Raw genomic sequence first — 25,948 nt, forward strand, 5'->3', positions numbered from 1 at the left:
GGGCAGGGGGGTCCGCCCCGACGACCGTCACACCCCGAGCGCGAGCCGGAGCGTGTTGCGCAGGCCCGGCACGAGGCCGAGCGCGAGGAGGAGGATGCGGAGGAAGCCGACCGCGTTCGCGGCGTTCGGGGTCGTGGCGGACCGCGCGAGCTCGCGCTCGACGACGAGGACGAGGGCGACCGCGACGGCGACCTTCGCGATCGGGAACAGGATGCCGTCGCCGCCCGCAAGCAGGATGGCCTCGCTCACGGGGTGCTTCTCCAGGTACAGCTGGCCGGACATCTGGCCGAACGGGTCCGAGACGCTGATCCACGTCGCGACGCCGTCCCACGCCTGGCCGAAGACGATCGCGAGGTTCACGGGGTCCGCGACGCGCGCGAGGAGCGGCCCGCCCCACCGCCGCACGGCGAGGCCGACGCCGGCCGTCGCAAGCACCGCGAGGACGAGCACGGTCGCGGCCGGGACGGGGTTCGCGGCGGCGAGGCCGGGCGGCGTCCAGCCGGCCCCGAGCGCGTCGGTCGCCACCAGCGCGAGCGCGGCCGCAAGGGGCGGCATCGTGAGCGCGAAGAGCGCGGGACGCACGCCGCCGTCCGAGGCGGCGCGTCGTGCGAGGCGCGCATAGGCCGCAAGACCGGCCGCGGCGCCGACCAAAAGGCCCGCGACGCCGACCGTCACGAGCGGCGCGACGACGTCCGGCTGGGCGAGGAGGAAGACGAGCGCGAGGAGCGCGACCTCCGCCGCGAGCGCGACCGCGAAGGCGCGCGTCTGCCAGCGGGCGCCGCGCGCGCGGCGGCGCGCGAGGAAGAGCCCGACGCCGATGGGCCCGAAGAAGAGCCACGCGAGCTGGTAGTACGCGAAGGGCGCGATCCAGAGGAACGCGAAGAGGCCCGATTCGCAACCGCCGGGCGCGAGCGTGCCGGGGCGGCAGAAGCCGCCCGCGTCCTCGACGACGCGCATCGTGATGCCGAAGAGGAACGTGGGCGCGTACGCGACGATGAACGGGCCGTCGAGCGCCACGTCGAAGCGGCGCACGAACCCGACGTAGACGATCGCGAGGGAGACGAGGCCGGTCGCCGCGACGAGGAGCTCCGCGACGGGCGTGTAGCCCGCCGCCGCGGCGACGCCCTCGACGCCCACGCAGGCGGGTTCCCCCGCGACGAGCGCGCCGCGCGTGATGGCGCCGTCGGGCGCGAGGCACGCGGCGGGCCATTGCCGCACGTCCGCGACGGCGCTTCCGACGAGGTGCGGCCACAGGAACCCGTCGTAGGTCGCCCTCGGGGCGAGGGCCATCCCCAGGGCGACGGCGAGGGCGAGGAGGGTCGAGAGGAAGGCGGCGACGGTCCAGGGATGGGCAAGGAGCCACGCCGCCGGCCTCCGGAGCACGCCGCGCGATGCGGTCGCCGGCTGATAAGCGCTTTGAGCCCGTCGGTCCCGCGCTCCTTTCGACGTTTGCCCCGTGAGCTTTGTCCCGTCTCCCGCGGCCGGGTCTTCCGATGACCCCTCGGAGTCTCTTCGACACCTGCCCCGACTGCGGCGGTTTCGCGCGGGTCGAATCGGCCAATCGGGAGCGCGAGCGCGTGGCGCGCGCCCTCTGCCGCGGATGCGGGTGGCGCGGCGTCGTCGCGGCCGGGGCGCATCGACCGGCCCTTCACCCGAAATCCTGATACGGATCGCGAACGAGGACACCCTCATGGAATGGGAAGGGCGCGACCTTCACCCGGACATGATGGGAAATCTCTCCCTCCCGGCCCGAAGGACGCTCGAGAACCTTCTTGTCTACAAAGCGGTTTTCACGGGGGCCGGCTTCCGCGCTTTCGCCGAATGCATGGCGGACGAGGACGTCGGCGGCAGGCTTGCGAGGATCTCGCGCGACAGCGTGATGGAGGGCGCCGCGGTCGCCGAGGCCTTGGCCGCGTGGGACCGTCTTCCTGGCGCCGACCGCCGTCTCGACGAGCTTGCGCGCGAGACGCAGACGCGACTCGTGTCGGACCTCATCCGTTTCAAGAAGGCCGTGACGGAGGCGGGCCTCCACGTCGCGATGGCCGCGCCGACGTCCGAGCTGAGGGATGCGCTCGTCGAGCTCGTCGACCTCGACCGGCGGCATGCCGACGATCTCAGGACCGTCGTGGGGCAAAAAACGATCTCGGAGCGCGCTTCGGGCATGACGCGCCAGAGCCTCGGGGCGCACGACGGACGCCGGTCGCGGTCGAGCCTCGGCGCCACGATCGAGGAGACGATCGAGACCCTTCGCTCGGAAGGCGCAAAGCCGACGCGGCTCGTCCTTGCGCCGGATGCCGTGCGTCACCTCCGCGACGAAGGGGCGATCGGAGCTGACGCGCGCGCGTTCGGCCTATCGGTCGACGTCGATCTCGGATGGAGCGGCGAGGCCTTCGCGATCGTCACGGAAGCGCGCATCGCCTACGCGGAGATCGTATCCGCGGTGAGGAGCGAGGGTCCGGCGGCGCCGTAACGCCAGCGGAAAACGGGGCTGGCCGGGTCCTCGCCCCCTCGAAAATCGTTCTTCTTTATGCATGAAGGAGACCGGAAGGAATGCCGGATGGGCGACGTCCGGTTCTCCCGCATCTACGACCGCATCGCGAGCGCGCCCGAACCCGTGCGCGTGCTCTCCTCGCTTTCCGACGACGAGGTCGTCCAGGCGCTCGCGGCCGCCTCGCGCGAGCACGACCCTTATCTCGCGAATGTCCTTGGGACCGAGGCGATGAACCGGATGCGCGTCCACGGCGCCGCGCTCACGACCATGAACGAAGGTCTCATCGTGCTCGACGAGACCGGCTGCCTCACCTACATGAATCCGGCCGCGGAGGCCATGTTCGGGTGGTCGACCGGGGAGCTCGCCGGACGCCGGCTCCACGACGTCGTCCACGCCTGGGACGTCCACGGCAGGCCTGTGGACTTCGACGCCTGTCCCATCATGCGCGACGTTTTTGCGCGGCGCCCGGTCAAGGCGCGATCGGACGTCTTCACCCGCAAAGGGGGCGAGCGCCTGCCGATCGAATACTCGAGTGCCCCCATCGTTCGCGATGGAATCCTTGAAGGGGCCGTGCTCGTCGTCACGGACACGCGCGAACGTCAGCGCGCAGAGTTCGCGCTGCGCGAAAGCGAGGAACGGTACCGCTCCTTCTTCGCGAACCACCCGGATGCGATCTTCTCGATCGGTCCGGACGCGCGCTTCGTTGCGATCAATCCCGCCGCCGAGCGCATCTCCGGATACCCGGCCGAGGAGATGCTCGGAAAGCCGTTCCTCCCGCTTGTCGCCGAGGAGGATCTCGATCGCGTCCTCGGCGCGTTCGCCCGCGTTCTCACAGGCTCGTCCGAAACGATCGAGTTCGCGATCGTCCGGAAGGACGGGCGCCGCGCGAACGTGGTCGTCACCGGCACCCCGATGCGCATCGGGGGCGAGATCGCGGGCGTCCACGGCACCGCGAAGGACGTGACCTTCGAGCACGGCGCCAAGGCCGCGCTCGCGTCGCGCGCGCTGCGTCAACGGTTCCTCGCGCGTCTCGGCGAGGAGGTCCTCGCCGCCGACGACCTCTCGCCCGTCCTCCACCGCGCGATGGCCGAGCTCGCGTCCGTTCTCGGCGTCGATCTCGCGAAGGTGCTCGAGCTCGAACCCCGGGGCGAGTCCCTCATGCTCCGCGCGGGCCACGGCTGGCGCGACGGCCTCGTGGGAATCGCCACGGTCGGGACCGGCCTCGATTCGCAGGCCGGCTTCACGCTCGCCGTGGGCGGACCCGTCGTCGTGTACGACCTGCCGACCGAGGCGCGCTTCAGCGGCCCGCCCCTTTTGCGCGAGCACGACGTCGTGAGCGGCATGAGCGTCGTGATCCGCACCCCGGCTTCCGTCTACGGCGTCCTCGGCGTCCACACGACGCGACCGCGCGCCTTTTCGACGGAGGACGTGGACTTCCTCGTCTCCGTCGCGAACGTCATCGGCTTCGCGATCGACCGCGAGCGCTCGGACCGCGAGCGCGCCGAGAACGATGCGCGCATGCGCATCCTGTTCGACGGCGTCCGCGAACACGCGATCATCCTCGTGGGCCAGGATGGACGCATCGAACGCTGGAACAGCGGCGCCGAGTCGATCTTCGCCGTCCCCGCCTCCGACGCGGAATCCAAGCCCTTCGTCGAGTTCTTTCCGCCCGAGGCCCGGGCCGCGGTCCGCGACGGAATCGCGGCAGCCTCCCGAGACGGGCGGCACGTCGCGACCGTGGTCGTTCGGCCGGGGGGAGCGGAAGGCAAGCCCGCGGAGATGACGACGACGGCGCTCCCGGACGGCGAGGGGCGGCGGGGCTTCGCGATCATCCTTCGCAGGCTCGCGCCCACGGGTGAAGACGCGCTCAAGAGAGCGAAGGCCGACCTCGAGGCCCGGGCCCGCGAGCGCTCCCGCGAGCTCGCGCTCGCCCACCAGGACCTCGAGGCCTTCAGCTACACCGTCGCCCACGACCTCCGGGCGCCGCTTCGCGGCATCGAGTACTTCAGCGGCCTCCTGGTCGAGGACCACGCGAAAGAGCTTGGCGAAGAGGGCCGCGAGATCCTCGCGCGCTTGCGTTCGGAGGCGACGAGGGGGTCGCGGCTCGTGAGCGATCTCCTTGACCTCGCCCAGGTCAAGCGCGCTCCGCTCGTCGTCGAGGACCTCGATTTCTCGACCATGGCGGAGGAGATCGCGCGAGACCTGAGCGGCCGCGAGCCCGATCGCCGCGTTCGATGGAAGATCGAGCCCGGCCTTCGCGCGCGCGGCGACCCTCAGCTTCTCAGGCAGGTCTTCGACAATCTCATCGGCAACGCCTGGAAATACACGGCGGGCCGGGACGACGCGACCATCGCGGTCGGCGCCCGCGACGAGGCGGGCACGCGCGTGTACGAGGTCGCCGACAACGGCGCGGGCTTCGATCCGCGTCGCGCGGCGGAGCTGTTCAAGCCGTTCGCGCGCCTGCACACGCGCTCCGAATTCGAGGGCACGGGCGTGGGCCTCGCGATCGTGGCGCGCATCGTGGAGCGGCACGGCGGCCGCGTCGCCGCCTCGAGCCCGGGACCGGGCCGCGGCGCGACGATGTCGTTCACGCTCGGTTGAACGTCATTCGAGCCGGCCCACGTGGTCGCAGTCGCGGACGGACTCCGGGACGAGGACGCCCGCGGCCTCGTACTGGATCTCCGTCTTATCCGTACAGACCGTGAAGCCGGTCGGCATCGTCCCCTCGGGGAACCAGAGGTACTCCCCGGCCGTCCAGTGACCGTCCTCGGTGCCGGCCACGACGGTCATCTGGCGGCGGTGCGTCTCGGTGCCCCGGAGGATGTGCTGCTCCCCGAGATATTCCGTGAGGACGCAATTGTTCGTCGGGAGCCGGATGACGCAGGGCCCCTGGGCGGGGACGCCCGCGGTGGCGAACACGTACACCCCCGCCTGGCCCCAGGTTCCGTCGGGGGTGACGGTGATGAACTGGGCCGTTCCCCCCGCAGCGTTGCGAGCGTTCCACGGAACGAATTCGCCCGCGGGATCGTCGTAGCGTTCCGGCTGGGGACGGTTGCCGCCCTCGTAGGGGTCGGCGCTCGCGACCCCGATGTACCCGTCGCCGTTCAGGTCCTTCCAGACGCCGGTCCAGAGCTCGAAGGAGACGAGGGTGCCGGGGAGGACGGCGAGGCCTCCGTCCGCCGATTTCCCCGGAAGCGGGTAGTTCTTGCGGAGCGGAGTCATCGAGGCCGCGCCGAGCGTCATGGAGGGGAGGACGTCGATCCAGGCGTGGTACGCCGCCTGGAATTCGCCGAGGCGTCCAGCGTTCGTGCTCGCGCGGCGCGGATCGTCCGCGAGCGCGGGGTCGACCTCGCGCTCGTAGCGACCGTAGGCGGCGCCGATCGCGGGCCCCGCGGCGTCCACGGGCGCAGGCGGGAAGTTGCAGCGACCGGGGCAGGAGCCGAGGCTCGGGCTTGCGAACTCGCGCACGAGGGGCGCGACCGTCGCCTTGTAGATTGACTCGACCGGACCCGGCGCCACGGCCGCGTACCGGTCGATGTCGAGGCGCGAGTGCTCGGACACCCGGTACGGTCGGTTGAGGTTCTCGTCGGGAATCAGGGCAACCTGGCCGACCGATTCGATCGTCCAGGCTTCGAGGAGGGACCCGTCGACCGCGACGATCGAGGTGAAGGAGCGGAACATCCGGTCCGGATTGCTGCCCGGCAGGGCGTAGACGAGGTCCGGTTGGCTTTCGGCGGGGCGGCCCGTATCCGTGATGGCGGGTCGCGCCCCCGGGGTCACGAACGCGACAAGATGGTCCAGGCGCGTTGCGCCTTCGTCGGCGGTCGCGAACTCGTTGCCCGGCCTGTAGGCTTCGAAGTCGGAGCCGGTTTGGGGCGATTCGGTCGGGGGACCGGACCGGATGTTGAGGTCGATGACCCCGTCCTGGTCCGCGTCGAGCCAGTAGCCGTACCACGCGCGGAAGCTGAGTTGACCCGGAACGACGAGGGGCGCCATGGCGCCGCCGGTCTCGCGGTCCGCGCCCGAGAAATGGGGTTGCGGCGCGCCGTCGTAGAGAAGCATGTTGTGGACGACCGCGCCGGTCCACACCATCGCGTCGAGGATGAGGACGCCGCCCGCGGGCTCGAGGACCTTCGCCGGGTTCGTGGGATACCAGGCCTCGCAGCCGGGCGTGGCCGGAGCCACGCACGTGAGCTGGCCCGGCGCCGGGTTGGACTCCTCGCGCTCGCGCGCCGTCTCTGCGTGACGCGCGAGCGCCGGCGTCGCCGCGAGGAGCGCCGCGACGAGGAGCAGGGTGACCGGGCGGTGGATGGACAGGAAGATGCCTCCACGTCCCGAGCCGGACTGGCACGGCTTAAGCCTTCCCCGCCCCCGTCGACCCGTGAAGGACGCATGGAGGGCGCGCCAGGCGCTCGCCGCCAACTATTCTCCCTCCCGCGTCGAAGCCCTCCCGTGGACGTCCGGACGATCTGTCCCTACTGCGGCGTCGGGTGCGGCCTCGTCCTCCGGACGGAGGGCGAGCGTGTCGCCGGGCTGCGCGGCGACGCCCTGAACCCCGTGAGCCGCGGCGCGCTCTGCCCCAAAGGCGCGACCGCGCACGAGTTCGTGCACCATCCCGACCGCCTCGCGACCCCGCTCGTCCGCAGGGACGGCGCGCTTTCGCCCGCCTCGTGGGACGAGGCGTACGACGTCGTCGCGGAGGGCTTCGCGCGCATCCTGCGCGAGCACGGCCCCGACGCGATCGGCGTCGTGTCGAGCGCGCGCGCGACCGTGGAGGAGAACTACCTCGCGCAGAAGTTCGCGCGCGTCGTCCTCGGCACGAACCAGGTCGACAACTGCTTCCGCGTGTGCCACTCCGCGACCGTCACCGGCCTCATCGATAGCATCGGCTCGGGCGCGATGTCGAACCCGATCGCCGACCTCGCGCTCGCCCGCGCGTTCCTCCTCGTCGGGAGCAACGCGCCCCGCTCGCACCCGATCATCTGGACGGAGTACATGGAGAAGGCGCTCGACGCGGGCGCCGCGCTCGTCGTCGTGGACCCGCGCGACACGATCGCCGCGAAGCGCGCCGACGTGCACCTCCCGATCATCCCCGGCACCGAGGTCGCGCTCTTCCATGCGCTCGCGCGCGAGATCCTCGCGAGCGGGTGGCAGGACGACGCGTTCATCGAGGACCGGGTCGAGGGGCTCGAGCCGCTCCGCGACGCCGTGGAGCCGTGGACGCCCGAGCGCGCCGGCGCGCTCTGCGGCGTCGCGCCGCGCGACCTCCGCGTCGCGGCGCGGCTCTACGCGACGACGAAACCCGCGTCGATCGTGTACGGTCTCGGCGTCACGGAGCACCGCACCGGGGTCGACAACGTTCGGGCACTTGCGAACCTCGCGCTCCTCACCGGCAACTTCGGAAAGCCCGGGACCGGCGTGAACGCGCTTCGCGGCCAGAACGACGTGCAGGGCGCGACCGACATGTGCCGTCCCGAATCCCTCCCGGGCTACCAGCCGTGGAGCGACCCCGAGGCGGTCGCGCGGTTCGAGCGCGCCTGGGGCGCGGTCCTCCCCCGGCCCGGGCCCGAGGGTTTCCTCTGGTGCTCGCGCTACTGGGAGCTTGCCGCGGAGGGCGCCCTCAAGGGCGCGTACGTCATCGGATCCGACCCGGCCCTCACCGAGGGCGACCTCGCGCGCGTGCGTCGCGGGCTCGAAAGCCTCGATCTCCTCGTCGTGCAGGAGGTGTTCCCGAGCGAGACGACGAAGCTCGCCGACGTCGTGCTGCCGAGCGCGAGCTGGGCCGAGAAGGACGGAACGTTCGTGAACTCGGAGCGCCGCGTGCAGCGCGTGCGCCGCGCGATCCCGCCCATCGGCGCCTCGAAGCCGGACTGGCTGATCCTCCTCGAGCTTGCGGCGAGGATGGGCCGGCCGCTCGGCGTCGCGGGGCCCGAAGAGGCGTTCGACGAGATGCGTCGTCTCGTGCCCTCGTACGCGGGCCTCACGTGGGCGCGGCTCGACCGCGAGGAAGGTCTCCCGTGGCCGGTCCCCGACGAGACCCACCCCGGAACGCCGACCCTCCACGTGGACGCCTTCCCGCGCGGCCGCGGCCGCCTCGCCGCGGTCGGGTTCTTCCCGGCCGCGGAGACCCCGGACGAGGCGTGGCCGCTCGTCCTCACGACGGGGCGCACGTTCCTCCAGTACAACGCCGGAACGATGAGCCGGCGCACGCGCATGGAGCGCGGGGAGCCCGCGGCGTTCGTGGAGGTTTCGGCGCCCGACGCGCGCCGCCTCGGGATCGCGGACGGCGACCGCGTCGTCGTCGCCACGCGGCGCGGCGCCTTGACCACCACGGCGCGCGTGACGGGCATCCGCGAGGGCGTGCTGTGGATGCCCTTCCACTACCGCGAGGCCGCCGCGAACGAGCTCACGAGCAACGCGGTCGATCCGGAATGCGGCATCACGGAGCTCAAGGTCGCGGCCGCGCGCCTCGCGCCCGTGGGCGCGCGGCGTCCGGAGCCCGCGGACCAGGCCGGGTCAAGGATCCGCTGAGCGCGCGCTTCAAGTGCGCGGGACGCCTTCACGGCGGCGTGCGACCGGACGAGGCCTGGACGCTCCTCAAGCGCGCCTTCGGCGGACCCGCCCCGCCTCGTCCCGAGGACGCGCCGCGCGCAAGCGGCGTCCTCGTGCCGCTCGTCGACGTCGACGGGCGGGCGCACGTGCTCCTCACGCGGCGCAGCGAGGCCCTCGCGAGCCACCCGGGGGAGCTGAGCTTCCCGGGCGGGCGCGCGGAGCGCGGGGAAAGCGCGCTCGAGGCGGCGCTCCGCGAAACGGAGGAGGAGGTGGGCGTCGCGCCGTCGGACGTCGAGGTGGCGGGCCACCTCACCGACTACCTGACGTACCGGGGCGTCCACGTCACCGCCTACGTGGGTCGCCTCGCGCGCGAGCGGCTCCCGCGCGACCCGCGAAGCCCCGCGGAGGTCGCGGAGGTCCTCCTCGTGCCCGTGCACGGCCTCCTCGACGCGCCGCCCTCGGTGGCCGTGAAACCCGAAAGGCGCGTCCCCGTCGCGCCTCCGCGCTCGCCGGGCCCGCGCGTCTACGGGGTCGGCGCGTACGAGGCCCGGGCGCTCCCGCGGAGGGGCCGCATCCCCGTCGCGGACGAGGCGGACCTCGACCACGACCGCGTGGTGCACTACTGGAGGCTCGCGCCCGCGACCACGCTCTGGGGCATCAGCGGCGAGATCACCGCGCGGTTCCTCGCGCGCGGCTACGGATGGCGACCGCGCGGGCCCGTCGCGCGCATCCGCACGGTCGAGGACTTCGTCCCGTGATCAGCGCGCGACGGGGGCGCCGCCGAGCGCGTCGCGCAGGACCCCGGGGATCGCCTCGACGACGTCGGTCGCAAGGACGCCGTAGCTCTTCTCCGCGACCGCGCGCTCGCCCGCCTTGCCGGAGATCCAGGCCGCGAGGCGGCCCGCGTCGAACGGCGTGAGACCCTTCGCAAGGAGCGCCCCCGCGATGCCCGCGAGCGCGTCCCCCGTGCCGCCCTTGCTCATCGCGGGATGCCCCGTTCGGTTGAGCTTCACGCGAACGCCGTCCGACACGACATCGACGGGGGCCTTGAGGAGGAGGGAGGCGTTGAGATCGGCGGCCGCGAGGCGCACGCGCTCGGCGCGCTTGTCGAGGTCGGCGGGGGCGTCCTCGCCCGTGAGGATGCGGAACTCCCGCCCGTGCGGCGTCACGAGGGCGCCGGGCCACAGGAGGTCGCGGCGGTCCGCGAGCGCGCTGATCGCGTCCGCGTCCACGACGACGCGCACGCTCTCCTCCTGCGCCCGCTTCATCGCGTGGTGCACCGCGCGCTGCGCGACGCTGAAGAGGCCGAGGCCGGGGCCGACGACGAGGCTCGAGGCCTTCTTGAGCCACATGTTGAGCGCGACGCGGTTCGCGGGGTCCTCGAAATCGAGATCGTCGCCGTTCAGGGGCCGCACGACGAGGTTCGGCGAATAGCCCGCGACGATGGGCCACGCGCGCTTCGGCGTGAGGATGATGGCGAGGTCCGCCCCGGCGCGCAGGGCCGCGAGGCCGGCGACGGCCGGCGCGCCCGTATAGGGGCCACCGCCGAGGACGAGCACGATGCCGCCCTGGCCCTTGTGCTGGTCGGCGCGCGGGCGGGGGTAGAGCTTCGCCTCGCCGGGGCCCGTGTAGAGGGCGGCCTCGCGCGGGATCCCGATGTCCGCGACGACGATGCGGCCCGCGGTCGCGCTCGTGAGGCCCTCCTTCACGTCGTGGAAGGTGATGGTCTCGTCCGCCCGGACCGCAAGCGGCGTCCCGAGCCCGCTCGGCACGTCGACGGCGAAGACGCGCGCGCCCGCCGCGTTCACGGCCTCGACGAGGCTGCGCGCGGGCTCGCGCAACGCGCCCTCGAGACCCACGCCGAGAAGCGCGTCGACGACGACGCCCGCGCCCGCGAGCGCGGCGCGCGCGCCGGTCGCGTCCGCGACGACGACGCGCTCGACCGCCTCGGGGAGCGCGTCCCACGCGGCGCGCGCAAGCGGCGTCCGGAAGGCCCCGTTCGCGACGGGGGTGACGACGCGGACGCGGTATCCCCGAGCCGCGAGCAGTCGGGCCGCGACGAGGCCGTCGCCGCCGTTGTTGCCCGGTCCCGCGACGACGGTCAAGGGTCCCTTCGCGACGCGCTCCGCGACCCGGTCGGCGACGGCCCGACCCGCGTTCTCCATGAGGGCCGCCACCGGGACGCCCAGGGCTTCCGCGTTCGCGTCGAGGACGGCCACGTCGCGGGCCGAGAGAACCATGCGGGACGGATGGGTGAGCGCGCGTTTCTCGTTTTTCCATCCCGCGTCCGTTAAGTAGCGGACCGGGCATCGACGAGCATGTTCCCCGGCGGCCGCGGGATGAACGCGAAGCAGCTCGCTCGGATGATGAAGCAGATGGGCATCGAGGTCGAGGACCTCGAGGACGTCCAGGAAGTCGTCATCCGGACCGCGGACAAGGAGTACGTGTTCGACTCGGCCGAGGTCACGATCATGCGGAGCCAGGGCACCGAGACGTGGCAGGTCGTCGGCGAGCCCGAGGAGCGTCCGCGCGGCTCGGCCGCGCCCGCAGCCCCCGCGAAGCCGGCGTTCACCGAGGAGGACGTGGACCTCGTCGCGTCGCAGGCGGGCGTGGACAAGGCGGCGGCCCGCAAGGCCCTCGAGGCGACGGGCGGCGCGCCCGCCGAGGCCATCCTGAAGCTCGTGGAAGGAAAGTGATCAGGGGCGCAGCTTGCGGAGGAAGTCCGCAAGCCGCGAAGGCTGGACCTCGCGCTTCATGTCCTTGACGAGAGCCTCGTAATAGGCGACCTGGCGGCTCGCCTTCGTGAGCTCGTCCGCGAGGCTCGCCCGGCGCTTGCGCCAGCGCTCGAGCTCGCCCATCGTCGTGAGGATGGCCACGTCGCGGTGGGAAGTCACCATGCAGGTCCTCGTCCCGCGAAGCATGACCCGCTCCTAAAGGCTATCGGCCACCCCGAGCCCGATCAAGGACGGGTCCACGTCGCGCTGCGTGGACAAGGAGGACGGCGAGGGCGAGGGCCCCGAGCGCGAGGACCAGGCGACCCCCCGCGGGGAACGGGCCGCGCGCGAGGGCCCCCGAGGCGGCGAGGGCGCCGGCGGCGAGGATTGGGACGCGACGCGTCGTGGCGGCCCCGGAGCCGGCGACCGCGAGGCCCGCGTAGACGAGCGCCGCGCCGGCGTCGCGCGCGGCGGGCGCGACGCCGTAGTGGCCCGCGAGCGCGACGGCGAAGCCGGCGAGCACGACGAGGGGCGCGGGGAGGCGTTGCCGGGCGCCGGCGAGGGCCGCGTAGGCGACGACGGAGACGACGCCCGCGGCCCCCGCGGCGAGACGCCCCGCGCGGAGCGACTCGAGGCCCGCCGCCTCCGCGAGGGCGAGGATTGCGAAGACGCCGGGGGCGAACGCGAGGAGCGCGAGGCCGAGCCGTCGGAGACGGTCACCCTTCGGTTGCGTCATCGCGGCTTCGACCACACGTCGCCGCCCGGGTGGCGCTCGCGAACGAGCGCGCCCGCGCGCTCGTGCCCGACGAGCTCCTCGAAGGTCTGCTCGAGGCTGCGGCCCACGGCCTCGGCCACCTCGCGCGTCGCGACGCGCTCCCCGGGCGGGACGACGTCGAGCGCCGCGGGCGGCGTGGCGCGCGCGGGGTGGAGCCGGCCCGTCACCGTCTCGATGATGGCGAGGAGGGCGGGGAGCGTCTGGAAGCCCTCGACGCGCGCGGCCTTGGAGGCGGTGCGGATGGTGTACGTCGGGTACGCGTGGAGGCCCTCCGCGTGCGCGGCGGCGAGGGCCTGCGCGAACTCGCGCTCGGCCTCGCCCGAGCCCAGCGCCTCGCGGAACTCGGCAAGGGTGACGCCCACGCCCTCCGCGACCGTGGCCGCGACGTCGGGGTCGCTCGCGTCCAGGCCGTCCAGATACACGGCTTCGCGCAGGCGCCGCAGGTAGAGCCGCTCCTTCGACGGGTCGACGAGTCGAACGGCGTGCGCGTGGATGCAGGCCGGGAACGTGCTTTTCGGTCGGCGGCGGGTCGCGACATCGAGGCGGATCGGCATCCCCGTGGTCCGCTGGACGACGGCGAAGAAGCGGGCGACTTCGAACTCCATCTCTTCGGGGTCCGGCAGGCGCTCGAACATCCCGCCGAGCCGGTGCTCGAACTCGATCGTCGGATACCGGGCCTCGAGCGCGCGGCGAACGGGCTCGAAGCCCCAGCACCACACGCTCCACGGGTCCGTGAGGAGCTCGACGCGCGCCTTGCCCGTCGAGACGGGATCGCCCGCGCCCGAAAGCTCGCGCGCGTGGCTGAGCGCCCACGCGGAAACCGCGTGCTCCGTCGGCTTTTCTTCGTCCACGCTTCGCCATGCGCGGTCGATCCGCATAAGCCCGCGCGTCGTTTCATCGCGGACAATTCCCTGCCGACGCATCGCACGTTTCGGGTGGAACCTCTCGAAATCGCCCGAAAACGGCCTGTTTTCGTGGGTTTCGAAGCGCAGGTTCAAATGCCTGCGCGTCCATCCGCGCCTCGAACCCCCGCATCATGGGAGTGCAAAAACATGGCCAAGGCAAAGACGTACACGATGTCCGACCTCGCCGAGTACGTGTCGAAGAAGGGCGGCGTCTCCACGAAGGACGCCCGCAAGATCATCAAGCTCACGTTCGAGGGCGTCGCGACCGGCCTCAAGAAGAACGACCGCGTCGCCATCACGGGCATGGGCTCCTTCTCGAAGAAGACCAAGCCCGCCCAGCGCGGCGGCAAGAAGGCGAAGAACCCCTTCACGGGCGAGGAGTACATCACCAAGCCCAAGCCCGCCTCGACGAAGGTCAAGTTCCGCCCCGCGGGCGCCTTCAAGGGCCTCGTCGGCTGAACCCCTTCCGCCCGGCCCCCGGGCCGGGCGCTCTCTTCCTTTCCGCTCTTCTCGACCTCACGGTCGCCACGCGTATTCGGCGTAGCGGAAGCGCCCGCGCGCGTCCACCGGGACCCCCTCCCGCCGCAGGCGACGGATCTGCTCCGCGCGCAGCGACGGGTCGCGGATGCGCACCTCGCCGCCGGCCCCCACGACCCGGTGCCACGGCACGTCCGTCGAGCCCGTGAACCGGAGGGCCGCCGCGACGGCGCGCGCGGCGCGGGCGCGGCCCGCGAGAAGGCCCACGTCCCCGTAGCTCAGGACGCGCCCGGGAGGGATCGCCCGCACGGCGTTCCACACCGCGACCGGGAACGGAACGTCGGGATCGAATCGGGCCCGGCGGCGCGTCATGGCTGGGCGAACGTCCGCGCCGCCATTGTAGCTTCCGCCGGGCGCATGCTCATGAGCCCCGCCGCGCCTCGCCGCGCGTGCAACCGCGACGGTGGCTGGGCGCCGACGGCGCGACGAACCTCGCGCTCCTCGTGCTCCTCGGAGCCGTGTGGGGCGTCTCGTTCATGGTCATCACGATGGGGTTCGCGAGCTTCAGCCCCCTCCTTCTCGCGGCGATCCGGTTCGACCTCGCGGGCGCGCTCCTCCTCGCCGTGGCCGCGGCGTGGCGGCCCGGCGCGCTCGTCCCGCGGGGCCGCCGCGCGTGGATGGCGGTCGCCTTCGCCTCCCTGCTGAACGTCGCGGCCTATCACGGCTTCCTCTTCTGGGGCCAGCAATACACGCTCGAGGCCGTCGCCGCCGTCATCGTCGGACTCAATCCGCTCCTCACGACGGCCTTCAGCCGGTGGCTCCTCGAGGACGAGCGCGTGGGCCCGAGCGGGTTCGTCGGGCTTGCGCTGGGCTTCGCGGGCATCGGCGTCCTCGCCCTCCTCAAGCCTGGGGCAACCTTCGACGCCGTCGGCCTCGGCCAGCTCGCGGTGCTCGCGGCCGTCGCGAGCTGGGCTCTCGGGAGCGTGCTCGTGCGGCGCCAGCGGGTCGATCTGCATCCGATCGTCCTCACGGCCTGGCAGTGCCTCCTCGGGGCGGTCGTCCTCCACGCCGCGAGCCTCGCGACGGAAGGCGGCGGGCGCGCGGTCTTCGACGCGAACGGCCTTTTCGCGCTCTTCTATCTCGCGGTCGTCTCGACCGCCTTCGGCCTCGCGCTCTATTTCACGCTCCACCGCCGCGTCGGTCCCATCCGCGTGAACCTCGTGAGCCACATCGTGCCCGTGTTCGCGACCCTTTCGGGGTTCCTCGTGCTCGGCACGCCCATCGAGGCGCGGACGATCCTCGCGTTCGTTCTCATCGTCGCGGGATTCGCGCTCGTCCTTCGCCCGGTCCATCGAAGGCAGGACCACAAGTGACGGACCTTGCGGGCGACGAAGCCATGCCCATGCCCGACTACCCCGAGTACCGGCCGGGACCCCCGCCGGGCGACCGGCCCATGGAGCCCCGCGAAAGCATGTTCCAGAACCCCGTCTACGAACCCCCCAGGCAAGGCGGCTACGCCCCCGGGATGCGCGGAGAGCAGATGACGCGCCAGGCCTTCGGGACGCGCGGCCTCTACTGGGCCGTGATCCTCGCCGCGGGCGCGCTCGCGATCACGCTGCTCCTCAGCGTGTTCGTCGACACCGCCGGCGGGCTGAGGGCGCTCCGCTTCTTCGCGGGCCTCGCGATCCTCGGCCTCGCGGTCGTGCTCGTGGGAGGCGCGTTCTTCGGCGAGATCGCGCCTGACATCGTCCGCGCGGGCATGCTCGTCGCGGGCGCCATCCTGCTCACGTCGTTCATCTCGACGATGCTGAGCGTCGGCACGGTCACGGGCTTCTTCCCGTGAGGTCCTCCCGCCGCGCGGTCGCGATGACGTCGTCGATCCTGAGGATCAGGGTCGCGACCTCCGCGGCCGTCGCGACGGACTGGACCTTGACCCTCAAGGGCTCCACCACGCCCGCGGACCACGCGTCGAACGTCCCGCCCGTCGCGACCTCGACGCCGTGGTCCCGCCGACCCGCCGCGTGCGCGGCTCGCACGGCGGTCACGGCCTCGAGCGGATCCCGCCCCGCATTCTCCGCGAGCGCGCGGGGGATCTCCTCGAGCGCGGCGGCGAACGCCTCGTAGACGAGCGCGCGACGCGCGTCGAGCCTGCCGGCCTCGTCGCGCACGGCGCGCGCGGCCTCCGCTTCAGCCGCTCCCGCCCCGGGGACGATCGGGTCGTCCGCGAGCGCCGTCCGCGCGACGCCGAGCGCGTCCTCGAGCGTTCGCGCCACCTCCTCGACGGATTCCTCCGACGCGCCGCGGACGCGGAGGGTCACCGATCGGGCGCCCCCGCCCCCCGTGACGAGCACCTCGGGCGCGCCGCCCTCCCGCGCCTCCTCGACGAGCGACGCGCGGCCGAGATCGGCCTCGCCAACCTCCCGCGGATTCGCGACCGGCCTCGCGCCCGTCGCGCGCGCGAGGGCGGAAAGCGTCTCGCCGCCCACGCCCGCGACGAGGAGGATGCCCGAGCGCGCGAGGAGGTCGATCGCCCGATCGTCCACCCTTTTCTCGACGAAGATCGCGGTGGCCCCGCTCGACGCGAGCGAGGAGACCGCGCGCGCGACGCGCGTCTCCTCCTCCGCGACGAAGGCCTCGTGGGCGCGCGGGTCCGCGAGGCGGAGGGTCGCCGCGCGCGCGGGCTTCGCGGCCGTAAGCGCGCCCTCGACGAGCGCGACGCGGGCCTCCGCGACGAACCGCGGCATCGCCTCGCTGGCCCGGGCCTTGTCGAGGACGACGCCCTCGACGAGGTCGGTCGCGGCGAGCGCTCGACCCGCGAGCTTCGCGAGGCGGACGTGCGAGAGGTCCGCGCGGCGGCCGTCGGCAACGGCGAGGACCGCCCGGACGGCGAGGTCGGCGAGCCGCGTCGCCTCCGGCGCGGCGGCCTTCGAGGCCATCGCGGTGGCGGCGACGCGCCGCAGCGCCTCCTCGCGGCCCCCGGGGGCCTCCCGCGCGAGGCCTTCGAGCGCGCGCGTCGCGACGGCGGCCGCGTCGCGGAAACCCTCGGCGAGCGCTGTCGCGTGGAGGTCGTCCGCGAGCGTCTCGGCGTGTCGGAGGAGCTCGCCCGCGAGGACGACGGCCGTCGTCGTGCCGTCGCCCAGTTCGCGCTCGAGCGTCGCCGCGGCCTCGACCACCATCCGCGCGGCGGGATCCGAGACGTCCATCCCGCGGAGGATGGTCGCGCCATCGTTCGTGACGCTCACCTCGCCCGCGCCGTCGACGAGCATCTTGTCGAGGCCCTTCGGGCCGAGCGTGGAGCGCACGGCGTCGGCGACGGCCCGCGCGGCCATGACGTTCGCGGCCCGGGCGTCGCGCCCGCGCGGTCGCCCGACCCCGTCCGCCCGGAAGGATGCGTCGCGCATCATGGTGGTCCGCGCGCGATCGCCTCGCGCGTGCATCACGATGTCGCCCATCAGGGCCGGAGACGGGCCTGCTCGCGGAGGCGCGTCACGGCGTCGCGGACGCGGGGCGTCGAGGCGCGGGCCTTCGCCTCGTAGTGGACGAGCCATTCGCCCTCGCGCGCCGGCGCGCCCGGCGCGGCCTCGAAGGCGTAGAGGCGCTCGATCCAGGCGCCCGCCGCCGGGCCCGACCGCACGGCGTACCGGGCTTCGAGGTCGAGGTCGACCGGCGCGTCGCGCGCGAGGTCGGTCGCGTCGCGCGCGAGGCGCCGCGCCGTCGTCTCGAAGGTTTCGCCGGGCGCGACCTCGGCGGACAGGGGCTCCCAGCCGCTCCTCGCGCGGCTCGGGCTCGCGCGGAAGAGCAGCTCGTCGGGCGGTCCCCGGCGGATCACGAGGACGGTCGATTTGCGCCGCGTCGGGAGCTTCGCCACGCGGCGCAAGCGCCGGCCGCCCTCCTCAAGCTTGCGTCGCCGGCCGCGTCGCCATCGTCCGCCATTGGCGATCCTGGAATTGGGACTTCACGTTCGCGAGGACGCCCGCGAGCGCCTCGGAGACGACGAGGTTGAATTCGGGGCTCTTGAGGAAGTCCGCGATGGCCTGCGCGGTGGTTTCGCTGAACCGCGTCACCGCGGCGCTTGCGGGCGGGAGGGCGACGAGGTGCCTGAGGGACCCGTTGCGCTCGAGCGCGTCGAGGACGGCCTTCCCGAGCTCGGCGCGGCGCGCCTCGAGCGCGAGGCCGATCGCCTCCGCGTACTTCGCCTTCACGAGGTTCGCCTCCACCTGGGCGATCACGGAGAGGACCACGCGGTCGCTCACCTCCTCGATGAGCGCCGCGCGGTACTTCTTGAAAAGCATCTCCGCGGCGCGATCGCCCACGATGGCGTTGTACGCGCGCACGAAGCGCGCGAGGGCGGCGCCGAGCCGGATCACGCGGATGAGCCGGAACGCCCGGAGGAACGCGAACTGCGGAAGCGATTCGAGGGCCTCGAGCAGGATGAGGGGTACCATCCCGAGAAGCTCGAACCAGTTCTTGAACAGGAATCGCGTGGGCGGTCGCGCCTGGGTGAGCCGCCAGATGTACTCCGCGACGAAGATGAGCACGATGACGAGGTCGAGGATGACCACCTCGTCGTGCCACTGCGGTCCGATCACGTTGAACTCGTCGACCGCGAGCAGGACGAGGGACGCGATCGCGAGGAGGACCATGAGCAGGTCGGCGGTCGCGAGCCGCGCGAGGCGGCGGAGCTCGCCCTCGTCGCGCGGGCTGGATGACATGCGCTCGCCCGCCGAGCGGACGTCGTGGACGGCGTCGTTCGTCGACATGGAAGTCTCCGTGAAGCCGCATGGGCGCGTCCCCCCTTCACCTTCGCGCCTTGCGTCGACGAGGGATTGATGCAGGTCGGCGTCCGTCGTCCTCGGCATGCCGTCCTTCGACGTGGTGGTCGTGGGGTCGGGCGCGGCGGGCCTCACCGTCGCTTCCGCGTGCCGCGAGGCCGGACGGTCCGTCGCCGTCGTCGACAAGCGTCCCTTCGGAGGCACGTGCGCGCTGCGCGGGTGCGACCCGAAGAAGGTCCTCGTCGCGGCCACCTCCGCGGTCGACGCCGCGCGGCGCCTCGAGGGCCGCGGCGTGGACCCCGGCGGCGTCGTCGTCGACTGGCCGGCCCTCGCCGCCTCGAAGCGCGCGTTCACGGACCCCGTCCCCGAGGCCCGCGCACGGTCCTTCGAGGAGCAGGGCATCGCGGCCTACCGCGGCGTCGCCCGCTTCGTGGGTCCGCGCGCGCTCGCGGTGGACGACGAGCGGCTCGACGCGTCCCACGTCGTGGTCGCGGCGGGCGCAATGCCGAGGCCCCTCGGGATCCCCGGGGAGGCGCTCGTCTCGACGAGCGAGGATTTCCTGGCCCTCGATCGCCTCCCCGGGCGCATCGTCTTCATCGGGGGCGGCTACGTCTCGTTCGAGTTCGCGCACGTCGCCGCGGTCGCGGGCGCCCGCGCGACCATCCTGCACCGGGGGGAGCGACCGCTCGAGGGCTTCGACCCGGACCTCGTGGACGCGCTCTCGGACGCGACGCGGCAAGCCGGCGTGGACCTGAGGGTGCGTTCGCCCGTGGTCGCGGTCGAGCGGGCCGGCGACGCCCTCAGGGTCCGCGTCGGCGGCGATCGCGGCGGTGCGATCGAGGCGGACATGGTGGTGCACGGGGCCGGCCGGGTGCCGGACCTCGACGACCTCGATCTCGGGCGCGGGAGCGTCGAGCGCGCGTCGCGGGGCGTCGCCGTGACGCGTCATCTTCAGAGCGTGTCCAATCCCGCGGTGTACGCGGCGGGCGACGCCGCCGCGGCCGACGGCGCGCCCCTCACGCCGGTCGCGACGATCGAGGGCGAGGCCGCGGCGCGCAACCTCCTCGAGGGCAACGTCGTGGTGCCCGACTACCGGGGTCTTCCGAGCGTCGCGTTCGCGAACCCGCCCATCGCGCGCGTCGGCCTTCTCGAGTCGGAGGCGCGCGAGCGCAGCCTGCGTTTCGAGGTCAAGAAGGGCGAAAGCGGCTCCTGGGCCTCTTCGCGCCGCATCGCCGAGCGCGCGTCCGGCTTCAAGGTGCTCGTGGAGGAACGGAGCGGCCGCATCCTCGGCGCGCACCTCCTGGGTCACGGCGCGGAGGAGGTCGTGAACCTCTTCGCGCTCGCGATCCGTCACGGCCTCACGGCCGCGGACCTCCGGGAGGGACTCTACGCGTACCCGACCCATGCCTCGGACGTCCGTTACATGCTCTGAAGGACCGCCGGTTCCGAACGCTTCAAGACCCCGCGGGTCCGAAAGGGACCGGGACCGGCCCGATCCGCATGGGAACCGACGCGCCCCGCGCCGCCTCCGGGCGGCTCCGATCGACCGATGCGAGCCCCGCCCAGGGGGACCTCCGCGCGGCCGTCGAGCGGGCCCATCCCCTCACGCTCCGTTTCGCGGGTCCGATGACCCTCGACGCGTGGCTCGCGTCCGCCTCCGGGCGTTCCTTCGCGGACTGGATCGCCGAGCGCTCGGCCGCGGTTCCCGCGGATCCGGACGCGGCGGCGGTGCTCGACCTTGCGCGCTACGAGGCCGCCGTGCGACGCCTCGAGGAGGGGCCCGCGCCCGAGCGTCCCGCGGCGGGCGCAAGCGACGTCGATCCGGAGGACCTCGTGACCCTCGGCCGCGGTCACGCCGTGCTCGCGGTCGCGACGAACCTCGCGGAGCAGGTGGAGGCGCTCGCGCGCCGCGCGCGCGCGCCCGTGCGGCGCGAGCGCGGCGTCGTGCTCCTGGCGCGCGCCGGCGACGAGGTGGTCTCGGCCGAGCTCGACGTCCTCGAGGCCGACCTCGTCCTCGTCGCCGAACGCCCCGTCCACGCGCGTTTCGCGGTCGAGACGAGCCGCGATCCCTGGCGGGCCCGCGTCCTGCTCCGCGACCTCCTCGCGACGGGCGTTCTCGAACGATTGGCTTGATATCGAAGCCATCCAGGTTTGGGACCGCGGGGTCCCACCACAATATTTCTATATCAGACGCACGGGAGACCTGACCGGTGTGCGGCGCAGGCTTCCCCTGGGACTGGTTCATCCTGGACTTCGCCTACGTCCTCGTGCTCCTCGGCGGGGCCATGACGCTCCGCGCGAAGGGCGCGATGCCCGTCACCTGGGTCCTCTTCGGCGTCCTCGCCATCTCGGTGGGCGCCGGCCTCGTGACGGGCACCTACATCACGCAGCGCGCGTTCCAGGACGCGGTCCTCGCGGCGAAGGAGGGCGGCGCCTTCGCGACCGCCCAGGGCCTCGCGGCCTGCGGGTGATCAGACCTTCGCCCTGAACTCGAGCACGTCGAGGCCGCGGGCGAGGTCGCCCGTGAACATGTAGCCGTTCAGGATCTTGACGTCCCACACGTTCGCGCCCGTCGACCACTGGTCGACGATGACGGGCCGCTTCGCGTCGGAATAGTCGATGAGCACGACGCCCGCGCGGTAGAAGCCCCACACCAGCATGTCGTGGCCCGGCACGAAGCTCCCGAAATGGCTCGTGCACGAGAGCGCACCGATGACCCCGAAGGGCGACGGGGGCTTCGAGGGGTCGACGCCCCCGACGATGCCCGTCGCGTACTCGCCGACGGGCGCCGAGGGCGCGATGTTCGAGAGCAGGACGGGCTTCTTCTCGTCCGTGACGTCGTAGAACCAGAGCGACCCGAGGAACGTCGAGCCCGCGGGCGTGTTCGCGCCGCAGCCGGGCCCGGATCCGCCCCACGTCTCGTCGCCGATGATGAGGAGCGTGCCGTTGCGGGTCGCGTACGCCGAGTGGTGGAGGCCGAGGCCGTACGACTTCGCGGCGTCGTTCTCGATCGTCACGATAAGCGTGGGCTTGAGCGGATCCGCGAGGTCCCAGATCTCGGTGACGTCGACGCCCGCGCAGTAGAGGCGCTCCTTCTCGGGGCTCGTGTGGAACGTGATGTCGTGGCAGCCGTGCGTGCCGAAGGCCCCGAGCACCTTCGGGTCGTCGGGGTTCGACAGGTCCACGACGTCCACTTGTCCGCCCTTCCCCGTCGAGGCGCTGTTGTAGACGAGCGGCAGCGTCGGGTGGACGGCAAGGTTATGGTTCGGCTTCACGTCGATGGTCGCGATGTACCGGGGCGTCTCGGGCGCGGTCACGTCGACGACGTGGAGGCCCTGGCCCTGGCCCGCGAGCACGAGGATGGTGCGGTCGCCCACGTGCGCGACGTCCGCGTCGCGCGCGTAGAGACTCGTTCCGCCGCCCACGTCCTTGAGCGTCGCGACGACGCGCGGCTTCGCGGGGTCGCTCACGTTCACGACCGTGAGGCCCTCACGCAGGCTCGAGACGTACGCGTGGTCGCCGTCGACCCAGAGGCCCGCGCCGATCGGCACCTCGAGGGCGCGCGCGACCGGCTTCAGACCCGCGATCGCTTCGGGGATCGGGACGCCCCACGCGGGACCGGATCGTGCCGGGACGTCCGACGAGGCGGGATCCGCGTCCGCTCCGGGGGCCGAGATGCAGCCGGAAAGCGCGGCGAAGGAGAGCGTGGCGACGAGAAGGAGGGCTCCTCGCATGCCCCTTCGACCGCGAGGGGGGCTCAAGAAGGTTGTTGCTCGAACCGCCCCCCAGGCAACACCCTTTTCCGGGCCTCGGACCACCCCGGGGCGTGGCGGACGAGGCGGAACGCAACGTGCGGCAGATCCGCCGCGACATCGGCCTCTCCGCGCTCGCGCTCGTGAGCGTCGCGATCGGGGTCCACGACTTCCTCCGTCCCCGCGCCGACCCCGCCTTCACGCTGCTCGACGCCGTCGACCTCGGGATCGTCGTGTACTTCGTCATCGACTTCGCGGCGAAGGCGCGCGCGAGCGGCCGCCCGGCGGCCTACACGCGGTCGCACTGGTGGGAGCTTCCGAGCCTCATCCCGGTCACGGGCGGGATCGTGGCGGGCCTCGAAGGCGTGAGCGTGCTGCGGGCCCTGCGGCTCGTCCGCCTTCTCCGCGTCGCCCGTCTCCTGCGCGTCGCGGGGACCGTCGCGCGCATCCGCGGCCTCCGTCGCTACGTCGCGCGCGTCGCGCGTCGCGCGCAGGTCGTGGGGCTGTTCGTCGCGGGGCTGCTCATCGTCGTCGCGGGGGGCCTCGGCGCGAACGTGGTCGAGGGGCAGGTCAACCCGCGTCTCGCCCGCCTCGAGGACGCGCTCTGGTGGAGCCTCAACCTCTTCACGACGACGAGCTACGTGGATTTCCAGCCGCGGACATCCGGAGGGCGCATCCTCGCGGGGATCCTGCAGGTGCTCGGCGTCGCCTTCGTCGGCGTCTTCGCCGCGAGCCTCGCGTCCGCGATCCTCAAGGAGCCCGAGGCGGGCCCCGAGGACGAGCGCGCGTGATCACGCGTTCTGGCTGCAGACGATCGTCGCGTAGATGGGATCCTCGGTCGAGGCGTAGAGGAGCACGAGATCCAGGTTCACGCGGAGGTCGCGGATGACCGCGTTCTCGCCAACGGGAGCCTGGATGAGGACGCGGGGGCTCGAGCGGTTCGTGAAGTCCGCCGCGGGGATCTCCAGGGTGATCGGTGAGGGCCCGACCACCTTCGCGGTGGGCTTCGACGCGTTCGTCGAGTCGTAGAACCGGGCCTCGAGCTTCTGCGAGAACTGGTCTGCCGAGGTCCACGTGAAGACGGCGCTACCGCCGACGAAGGTCGCGTTCTGGTCGAACGAGATATCGAGGCAGTTCTTCGATCCTGTCGTGAGGGACACGCTCGCGAGGCGCGTATGCGCGAGCGTGAGCGTGAAGGACTCCTTGGATTCGAGGACGGTGAGGTTTTCCGTCCCGTTCGCGACCGGAGGCGTCGGGAGGGTCGGCTTCGACGGGCCCGTCGTGCCCGGCGCCACGGGCTCGGACCCGGCCCCGATGCAGCCGGCGAGGACGACCGCGAGCGCGAGCGGGAGGACGAGAAGACGCTTGGTCATGGAGGGGATCCGGGGGCGATGAGCCATGGCCGCAACATGAAGCTTCTTGCGCGACGCATGGCCGTCCGACAATGGCCGCGACGATAGGCCCTTTAAGGAGCGGACCCTTCGGAGGGCCGTTGATCGTCGACTGCCACGTCCACCTCAACGACTACACGAACGACCGGGTGCCGACCGAGGAAAGCCTGCAGAAGCTCCTCGCCGACATGAAGTCGAACGGCGTGGCGAAGGCCTTCATCCTCACGTCCTACCTCGCGAACGAGCAGCGCCCCCGCATCGATCGCGTCCTCGACCTTGTCAAGCCCCACCCTGAGCTTTTCGTGGTCGAGGGGATCTCGCTCTCGGGGGGCGCGCCCTTCGACCTGCGCGCGACGGAGGAGCGATTGAGGCAGGGGCTCACCATCGGGCTCAAGCTCTACCCCGGCTACGAGCACTATTATCCGACGGACCGCCTGTGCGAGCCGATCTACGACCTCGCCGCGAAATACCGCGTGCCGGTCATGTTCCACACGGGCGACACGTTCACGAAGATCGGGAAGCTGAAGTACAGCCACCCGCTCCACCTCGACGACGTCGCGGTCGACCACCCGGACCTCAAGATCGTGATCTGCCACCTCGGAAACCCGTGGTTCAGGGACACGGCGGAGCTCATCTACAAGAACGACAACGTCCGCGCCGACATCTCCGGCCTTATCCTCGGCAACTTCGAGGCGCGCTTCGAGCGCTGGCTTGCCGACCAGGTGCGCGACCTCATCCTCTACGCGGGCGACCCCGAGGATCTGCTGTTCGGGACCGATTGGCCGCTCGTCGCGATGTCGCCGTACATCCGCTTCGTGCGCTCGCTCGACCTCGACGAGGACGAGGAGCGGCGATTGCTCTCGGGCAACGCGATCGAGTGGTTCGACCTCGACCGGCACGAGAAGCGGAGGGCGAGCCGGTGACGAAGTCGCCCGTCCGCTACCGGGCGATGCGCAAGGAGGACGTGCCCGAGCTCATCCGTCTCGAGGCCGCGAGCTTTCCCGGCATTCCGCCCGAGCGGCACTGGATCCCGGCGATGCTCGAGGCTCACGTCGACAAATTCCCCGAAGGCCAGTTCGTCGCCGAGATCGACGGCCGGCTCGTGGGCAGCGCGACCACGCTGCTCGTCCCGCTCGCCGCGGCCCTGACCCCCCACAAGTGGCGCGAGATCACGGGGGGCGGCTACCTGACGACGCACGATCCCTCGGGCGACGCCCTCTACGGCACGGAGGTCATGGTCCATCCGGATGCGCGGCGTCGCGGCATCGGCAGGCACCTCTACGAGCTGCGCAAGGACCTGATCCGGCGCCGCAACCTCCGGGCCTTCGTGACGGGCGGGCGTATCCCCGAATACGTGAAGCACGCGGGCGAGATGTCGGCGAGCGCGTACGTGCGGAGCGTGCTGCGCGGCGAGCGCACCGACCGCACGCTCACCCCGCAGCTGAGGAGCGGCATGACCGTCGCGGGCGTCATGCCGGCCTACATCACCGACCCCAACTCGCGCAACTGGGCGACGCTCCTCGTGTGGTGGAACCTCGATTACGAGGCCCCGACGTCGCTTACGCCCGCGGCCCCCTCGGCGCGCGCGGGCGACAGCGCGACCGCGAAGGCGCAGCGCGCGGGTCACGACCGCTGAGCCGCGACAAGCGACGCGTCAGCGGCTGCGCTTGATCGAACGAGCGCGCGCGACGCGGCCGTCAGTCGCGCCACTGCGCCTTGATCCAGCCATCGACGAAGCTCCGCGCGATCTCGGGCTCCGCGTACGCGATGTCGGTCGCGGACACGAGTCCCCTCACCTCCCCGTCGAGGCAGACGACGAGACGCTTCACGCCGAGCTGCTTCATGCGCATCGCGGCCTCCTCGATCGAGGCGGCGGGATCGACCGTCGCGACCGGCGCGCTCATCACGTCCGCGACGCGGGTCCCGTCGGGGTCGCGACCTTCCGCAAGCACGCGGAACGCGAGGTCGCGCTCGGTCACGACGCCGAGCGGCGCCCCGCCGTCGACCACGACGAGGCAGCCGATCGCCTTCGCGCGCATGAGGCGCGAGGCCTCGCGGGCGGAGGCGCGCGGGGCGATCGTCACGACCTTCCGGGTCATGACGGAATCGACGATCATGC

27 protein-coding genes are annotated in these 25,948 nt (G+C 72.5%); 14 read left to right on the plus strand and 13 right to left on the minus strand.

Annotated elements, in window-relative coordinates:
• Positions 1-27: 27 nt before the first annotated feature.
• Positions 28-1,383, minus strand: coding sequence for a DUF63 family protein (locus VM889_00665; GenBank protein ID HVL47050.1), 1,356 nt, complete (start codon positions 1,381-1,383; stop codon positions 28-30).
• Between the two features lie 307 nt (positions 1,384-1,690).
• On the opposite strand from VM889_00665, the gene VM889_00670 reads away from it, so the two are divergent.
• Positions 1,691-2,470, plus strand: a complete 780-nt coding sequence (locus VM889_00670; GenBank protein ID HVL47051.1) for a hypothetical protein — start codon at positions 1,691-1,693, stop codon at positions 2,468-2,470.
• Between the two features lie 87 nt (positions 2,471-2,557).
• A complete protein-coding gene (locus VM889_00675) occupies positions 2,558-5,092 on the plus strand; it encodes a PAS domain S-box protein (protein HVL47052.1) in 2,535 nt (844 codons plus the stop codon).
• Between the two features lie 3 nt (positions 5,093-5,095).
• On the opposite strand, the gene VM889_00680 is transcribed toward VM889_00675, so the two are convergent.
• Positions 5,096-6,913, minus strand: a complete 1,818-nt coding sequence (locus VM889_00680; protein ID HVL47053.1) for a hypothetical protein — start codon at positions 6,911-6,913, stop codon at positions 5,096-5,098.
• A 30-nt stretch (positions 6,914-6,943) separates the two neighbouring features.
• Between VM889_00680 and fdhF the strand changes: the two genes are divergently transcribed.
• Positions 6,944-9,022 (plus strand): formate dehydrogenase subunit alpha, encoded by a 2,079-nt coding sequence (fdhF, locus tag VM889_00685; GenBank protein ID HVL47054.1) that lies wholly within the window; start codon positions 6,944-6,946, stop codon positions 9,020-9,022.
• 38 nt (positions 9,023-9,060) lie between these two features.
• Positions 9,061-9,801 (plus strand): CoA pyrophosphatase, encoded by a 741-nt coding sequence (locus tag VM889_00690; GenBank protein HVL47055.1) that lies wholly within the window; start codon positions 9,061-9,063, stop codon positions 9,799-9,801.
• Here the strand turns inward: VM889_00690 and VM889_00695 are convergent, their stop codons facing one another.
• Positions 9,802-11,283 (minus strand): NAD(P)H-hydrate dehydratase, encoded by a 1,482-nt coding sequence (locus tag VM889_00695; GenBank protein ID HVL47056.1) that lies wholly within the window; start codon positions 11,281-11,283, stop codon positions 9,802-9,804.
• Positions 11,284-11,361: 78 nt separating this feature from the next.
• On the opposite strand from VM889_00695, the gene VM889_00700 reads away from it, so the two are divergent.
• The gene (locus VM889_00700; protein ID HVL47057.1) at positions 11,362-11,739 is read left to right on the plus strand and encodes a nascent polypeptide-associated complex protein; all 378 of its coding nucleotides are present in this window, start codon (positions 11,362-11,364) and stop codon (positions 11,737-11,739) included.
• Here VM889_00700 and VM889_00705 read toward each other — a convergent pair whose 3' ends face one another.
• Genes VM889_00705 through VM889_00715 form a run of 3 tightly spaced genes read right to left on the minus strand, consistent with a single transcriptional unit; the run spans position 11,740 to position 13,383 of the window.
• On the minus strand, positions 11,740-11,940 hold the full coding sequence (locus VM889_00705; GenBank protein ID HVL47058.1) for a hypothetical protein: 201 nt from the start codon (positions 11,938-11,940) through the stop codon (positions 11,740-11,742).
• Between the two features lie 40 nt (positions 11,941-11,980).
• Positions 11,981-12,493, minus strand: coding sequence for a hypothetical protein (locus tag VM889_00710; protein HVL47059.1), 513 nt, complete (start codon positions 12,491-12,493; stop codon positions 11,981-11,983).
• Positions 12,490-13,383: a DsbA family protein gene (locus VM889_00715; protein ID HVL47060.1), complete on the minus strand. Its 894-nt coding sequence runs from the start codon at positions 13,381-13,383 to the stop codon at positions 12,490-12,492. Before VM889_00715 ends, VM889_00710 begins: the two co-directional genes overlap by 4 nt.
• Before the next feature lie 201 nt (positions 13,384-13,584).
• On the opposite strand from VM889_00715, the gene VM889_00720 reads away from it, so the two are divergent.
• Positions 13,585-13,896 (plus strand): HU family DNA-binding protein, encoded by a 312-nt coding sequence (locus VM889_00720; protein HVL47061.1) that lies wholly within the window; start codon positions 13,585-13,587, stop codon positions 13,894-13,896.
• Positions 13,897-13,953: 57 nt separating this feature from the next.
• On the opposite strand, the gene VM889_00725 is transcribed toward VM889_00720, so the two are convergent.
• Positions 13,954-14,286 (minus strand): MGMT family protein, encoded by a 333-nt coding sequence (locus tag VM889_00725; GenBank protein ID HVL47062.1) that lies wholly within the window; start codon positions 14,284-14,286, stop codon positions 13,954-13,956.
• Between the two features lie 77 nt (positions 14,287-14,363).
• Here VM889_00725 and VM889_00730 point away from each other — a divergent pair, with 77 nt between their 5' ends.
• A complete protein-coding gene (locus tag VM889_00730) occupies positions 14,364-15,287 on the plus strand; it encodes an EamA family transporter (GenBank protein HVL47063.1) in 924 nt (307 codons plus the stop codon).
• Positions 15,284-15,757, plus strand: coding sequence for a hypothetical protein (locus VM889_00735; protein HVL47064.1), 474 nt, complete (start codon positions 15,284-15,286; stop codon positions 15,755-15,757). The genes VM889_00730 and VM889_00735 overlap by 4 nt, the downstream gene beginning before the upstream one ends.
• Here VM889_00735 and thsA read toward each other — a convergent pair.
• Genes thsA through VM889_00750 form a run of 3 tightly spaced genes read right to left on the minus strand, consistent with a single transcriptional unit; the run spans position 15,738 to position 18,674 of the window.
• Positions 15,738-17,366, minus strand: a complete 1,629-nt coding sequence (gene thsA, locus VM889_00740) for a thermosome subunit alpha (GenBank protein HVL47065.1) — start codon at positions 17,364-17,366, stop codon at positions 15,738-15,740. The genes VM889_00735 and thsA overlap by 20 nt on opposite strands.
• Positions 17,366-17,782, minus strand: a complete 417-nt coding sequence (locus VM889_00745) for a hypothetical protein (protein HVL47066.1) — start codon at positions 17,780-17,782, stop codon at positions 17,366-17,368. Before VM889_00745 ends, thsA begins: the two co-directional genes overlap by 1 nt.
• A 25-nt stretch (positions 17,783-17,807) precedes the next feature.
• Complete coding sequence (locus VM889_00750) at positions 17,808-18,674, minus strand: ion transporter (protein ID HVL47067.1); 867 nt, start codon at positions 18,672-18,674, stop codon at positions 17,808-17,810.
• Between the two features lie 97 nt (positions 18,675-18,771).
• Here VM889_00750 and VM889_00755 point away from each other — a divergent pair, with 97 nt between their 5' ends.
• The 3 genes from VM889_00755 to VM889_00765 all read left to right on the plus strand — a co-directional run bounded on the left by VM889_00755 (position 18,772) and on the right by VM889_00765 (position 21,157).
• Complete coding sequence (locus tag VM889_00755; protein HVL47068.1) at positions 18,772-20,118, plus strand: NAD(P)/FAD-dependent oxidoreductase; 1,347 nt, start codon at positions 18,772-18,774, stop codon at positions 20,116-20,118.
• A 68-nt stretch (positions 20,119-20,186) separates the two neighbouring features.
• Entirely contained in the window at positions 20,187-20,819 is a 633-nt protein-coding gene (locus VM889_00760; GenBank protein ID HVL47069.1) for a hypothetical protein, read from the plus strand.
• A gap of 77 nt (positions 20,820-20,896) precedes the next feature.
• Complete coding sequence (locus tag VM889_00765; GenBank protein ID HVL47070.1) at positions 20,897-21,157, plus strand: hypothetical protein; 261 nt, start codon at positions 20,897-20,899, stop codon at positions 21,155-21,157.
• Here VM889_00765 and VM889_00770 read toward each other — a convergent pair whose 3' ends face one another.
• Positions 21,158-22,420, minus strand: a complete 1,263-nt coding sequence (locus VM889_00770; protein ID HVL47071.1) for a hypothetical protein — start codon at positions 22,418-22,420, stop codon at positions 21,158-21,160. It lies immediately after the preceding gene.
• Between the two features lie 92 nt (positions 22,421-22,512).
• Between VM889_00770 and VM889_00775 the strand changes: the two genes are divergently transcribed.
• Positions 22,513-23,229, plus strand: a complete 717-nt coding sequence (locus VM889_00775; GenBank protein ID HVL47072.1) for a potassium channel family protein — start codon at positions 22,513-22,515, stop codon at positions 23,227-23,229.
• Here VM889_00775 and VM889_00780 read toward each other — a convergent pair whose 3' ends face one another.
• Positions 23,230-23,811, minus strand: coding sequence for a hypothetical protein (locus tag VM889_00780; GenBank protein ID HVL47073.1), 582 nt, complete (start codon positions 23,809-23,811; stop codon positions 23,230-23,232).
• Between the two features lie 119 nt (positions 23,812-23,930).
• On the opposite strand from VM889_00780, the gene VM889_00785 reads away from it, so the two are divergent.
• Positions 23,931-24,752: an amidohydrolase family protein gene (locus tag VM889_00785; protein HVL47074.1), complete on the plus strand. Its 822-nt coding sequence runs from the start codon at positions 23,931-23,933 to the stop codon at positions 24,750-24,752.
• On the plus strand, positions 24,749-25,465 hold the full coding sequence (locus VM889_00790) for a GNAT family N-acetyltransferase (GenBank protein ID HVL47075.1): 717 nt from the start codon (positions 24,749-24,751) through the stop codon (positions 25,463-25,465). Before VM889_00785 ends, VM889_00790 begins: the two co-directional genes overlap by 4 nt.
• A gap of 61 nt (positions 25,466-25,526) precedes the next feature.
• Here VM889_00790 and VM889_00795 read toward each other — a convergent pair whose 3' ends face one another.
• A complete protein-coding gene (locus VM889_00795; protein ID HVL47076.1) occupies positions 25,527-25,946 on the minus strand; it encodes a CBS domain-containing protein in 420 nt (139 codons plus the stop codon).
• Between the last annotated feature and the right edge of the window lie 2 nt (positions 25,947-25,948).

Source organism: Candidatus Thermoplasmatota archaeon (assembly GCA_035540375.1).
GTDB lineage: Archaea > Thermoplasmatota > SW-10-69-26 > JACQPN01 > JAJPHT01 > DATLGO01.

Bases quoted from the DNA above. Each gene is read 5' to 3' on its own strand.
- VM889_00670 (HVL47051.1), top strand. From the start codon at position 1,691: ATGGAATGGGAAGGGCGCGACCTTCACCCGGACATGATGGGAAATCTC.
- VM889_00675 (HVL47052.1), top strand. From the start codon at position 2,558: ATGGGCGACGTCCGGTTCTCCCGCATCTACGACCGCATCGCGAGCGCG.
- VM889_00695 (HVL47056.1), bottom strand. From the start codon at position 11,283: ATGGTTCTCTCGGCCCGCGACGTGGCCGTCCTCGACGCGAACGCGGAA.
- VM889_00700 (HVL47057.1), top strand. From the start codon at position 11,362: ATGTTCCCCGGCGGCCGCGGGATGAACGCGAAGCAGCTCGCTCGGATG.
- VM889_00705 (HVL47058.1), bottom strand. From the start codon at position 11,940: ATGGTGACTTCCCACCGCGACGTGGCCATCCTCACGACGATGGGCGAG.
- VM889_00710 (HVL47059.1), bottom strand. From the start codon at position 12,493: ATGACGCAACCGAAGGGTGACCGTCTCCGACGGCTCGGCCTCGCGCTC.
- VM889_00720 (HVL47061.1), top strand. From the start codon at position 13,585: ATGGCCAAGGCAAAGACGTACACGATGTCCGACCTCGCCGAGTACGTG.
- VM889_00725 (HVL47062.1), bottom strand. From the start codon at position 14,286: ATGACGCGCCGCCGGGCCCGATTCGATCCCGACGTTCCGTTCCCGGTC.
- thsA (HVL47065.1), bottom strand. From the start codon at position 17,366: ATGGGCGACATCGTGATGCACGCGCGAGGCGATCGCGCGCGGACCACC.
- VM889_00750 (HVL47067.1), bottom strand. From the start codon at position 18,674: ATGTCGACGAACGACGCCGTCCACGACGTCCGCTCGGCGGGCGAGCGC.
- VM889_00755 (HVL47068.1), top strand. From the start codon at position 18,772: ATGCCGTCCTTCGACGTGGTGGTCGTGGGGTCGGGCGCGGCGGGCCTC.
- VM889_00760 (HVL47069.1), top strand. From the start codon at position 20,187: ATGGGAACCGACGCGCCCCGCGCCGCCTCCGGGCGGCTCCGATCGACC.
- VM889_00770 (HVL47071.1), bottom strand. From the start codon at position 22,420: ATGCGAGGAGCCCTCCTTCTCGTCGCCACGCTCTCCTTCGCCGCGCTT.
- VM889_00780 (HVL47073.1), bottom strand. From the start codon at position 23,811: ATGACCAAGCGTCTTCTCGTCCTCCCGCTCGCGCTCGCGGTCGTCCTC.
- VM889_00795 (HVL47076.1), bottom strand. From the start codon at position 25,946: ATGATCGTCGATTCCGTCATGACCCGGAAGGTCGTGACGATCGCCCCG.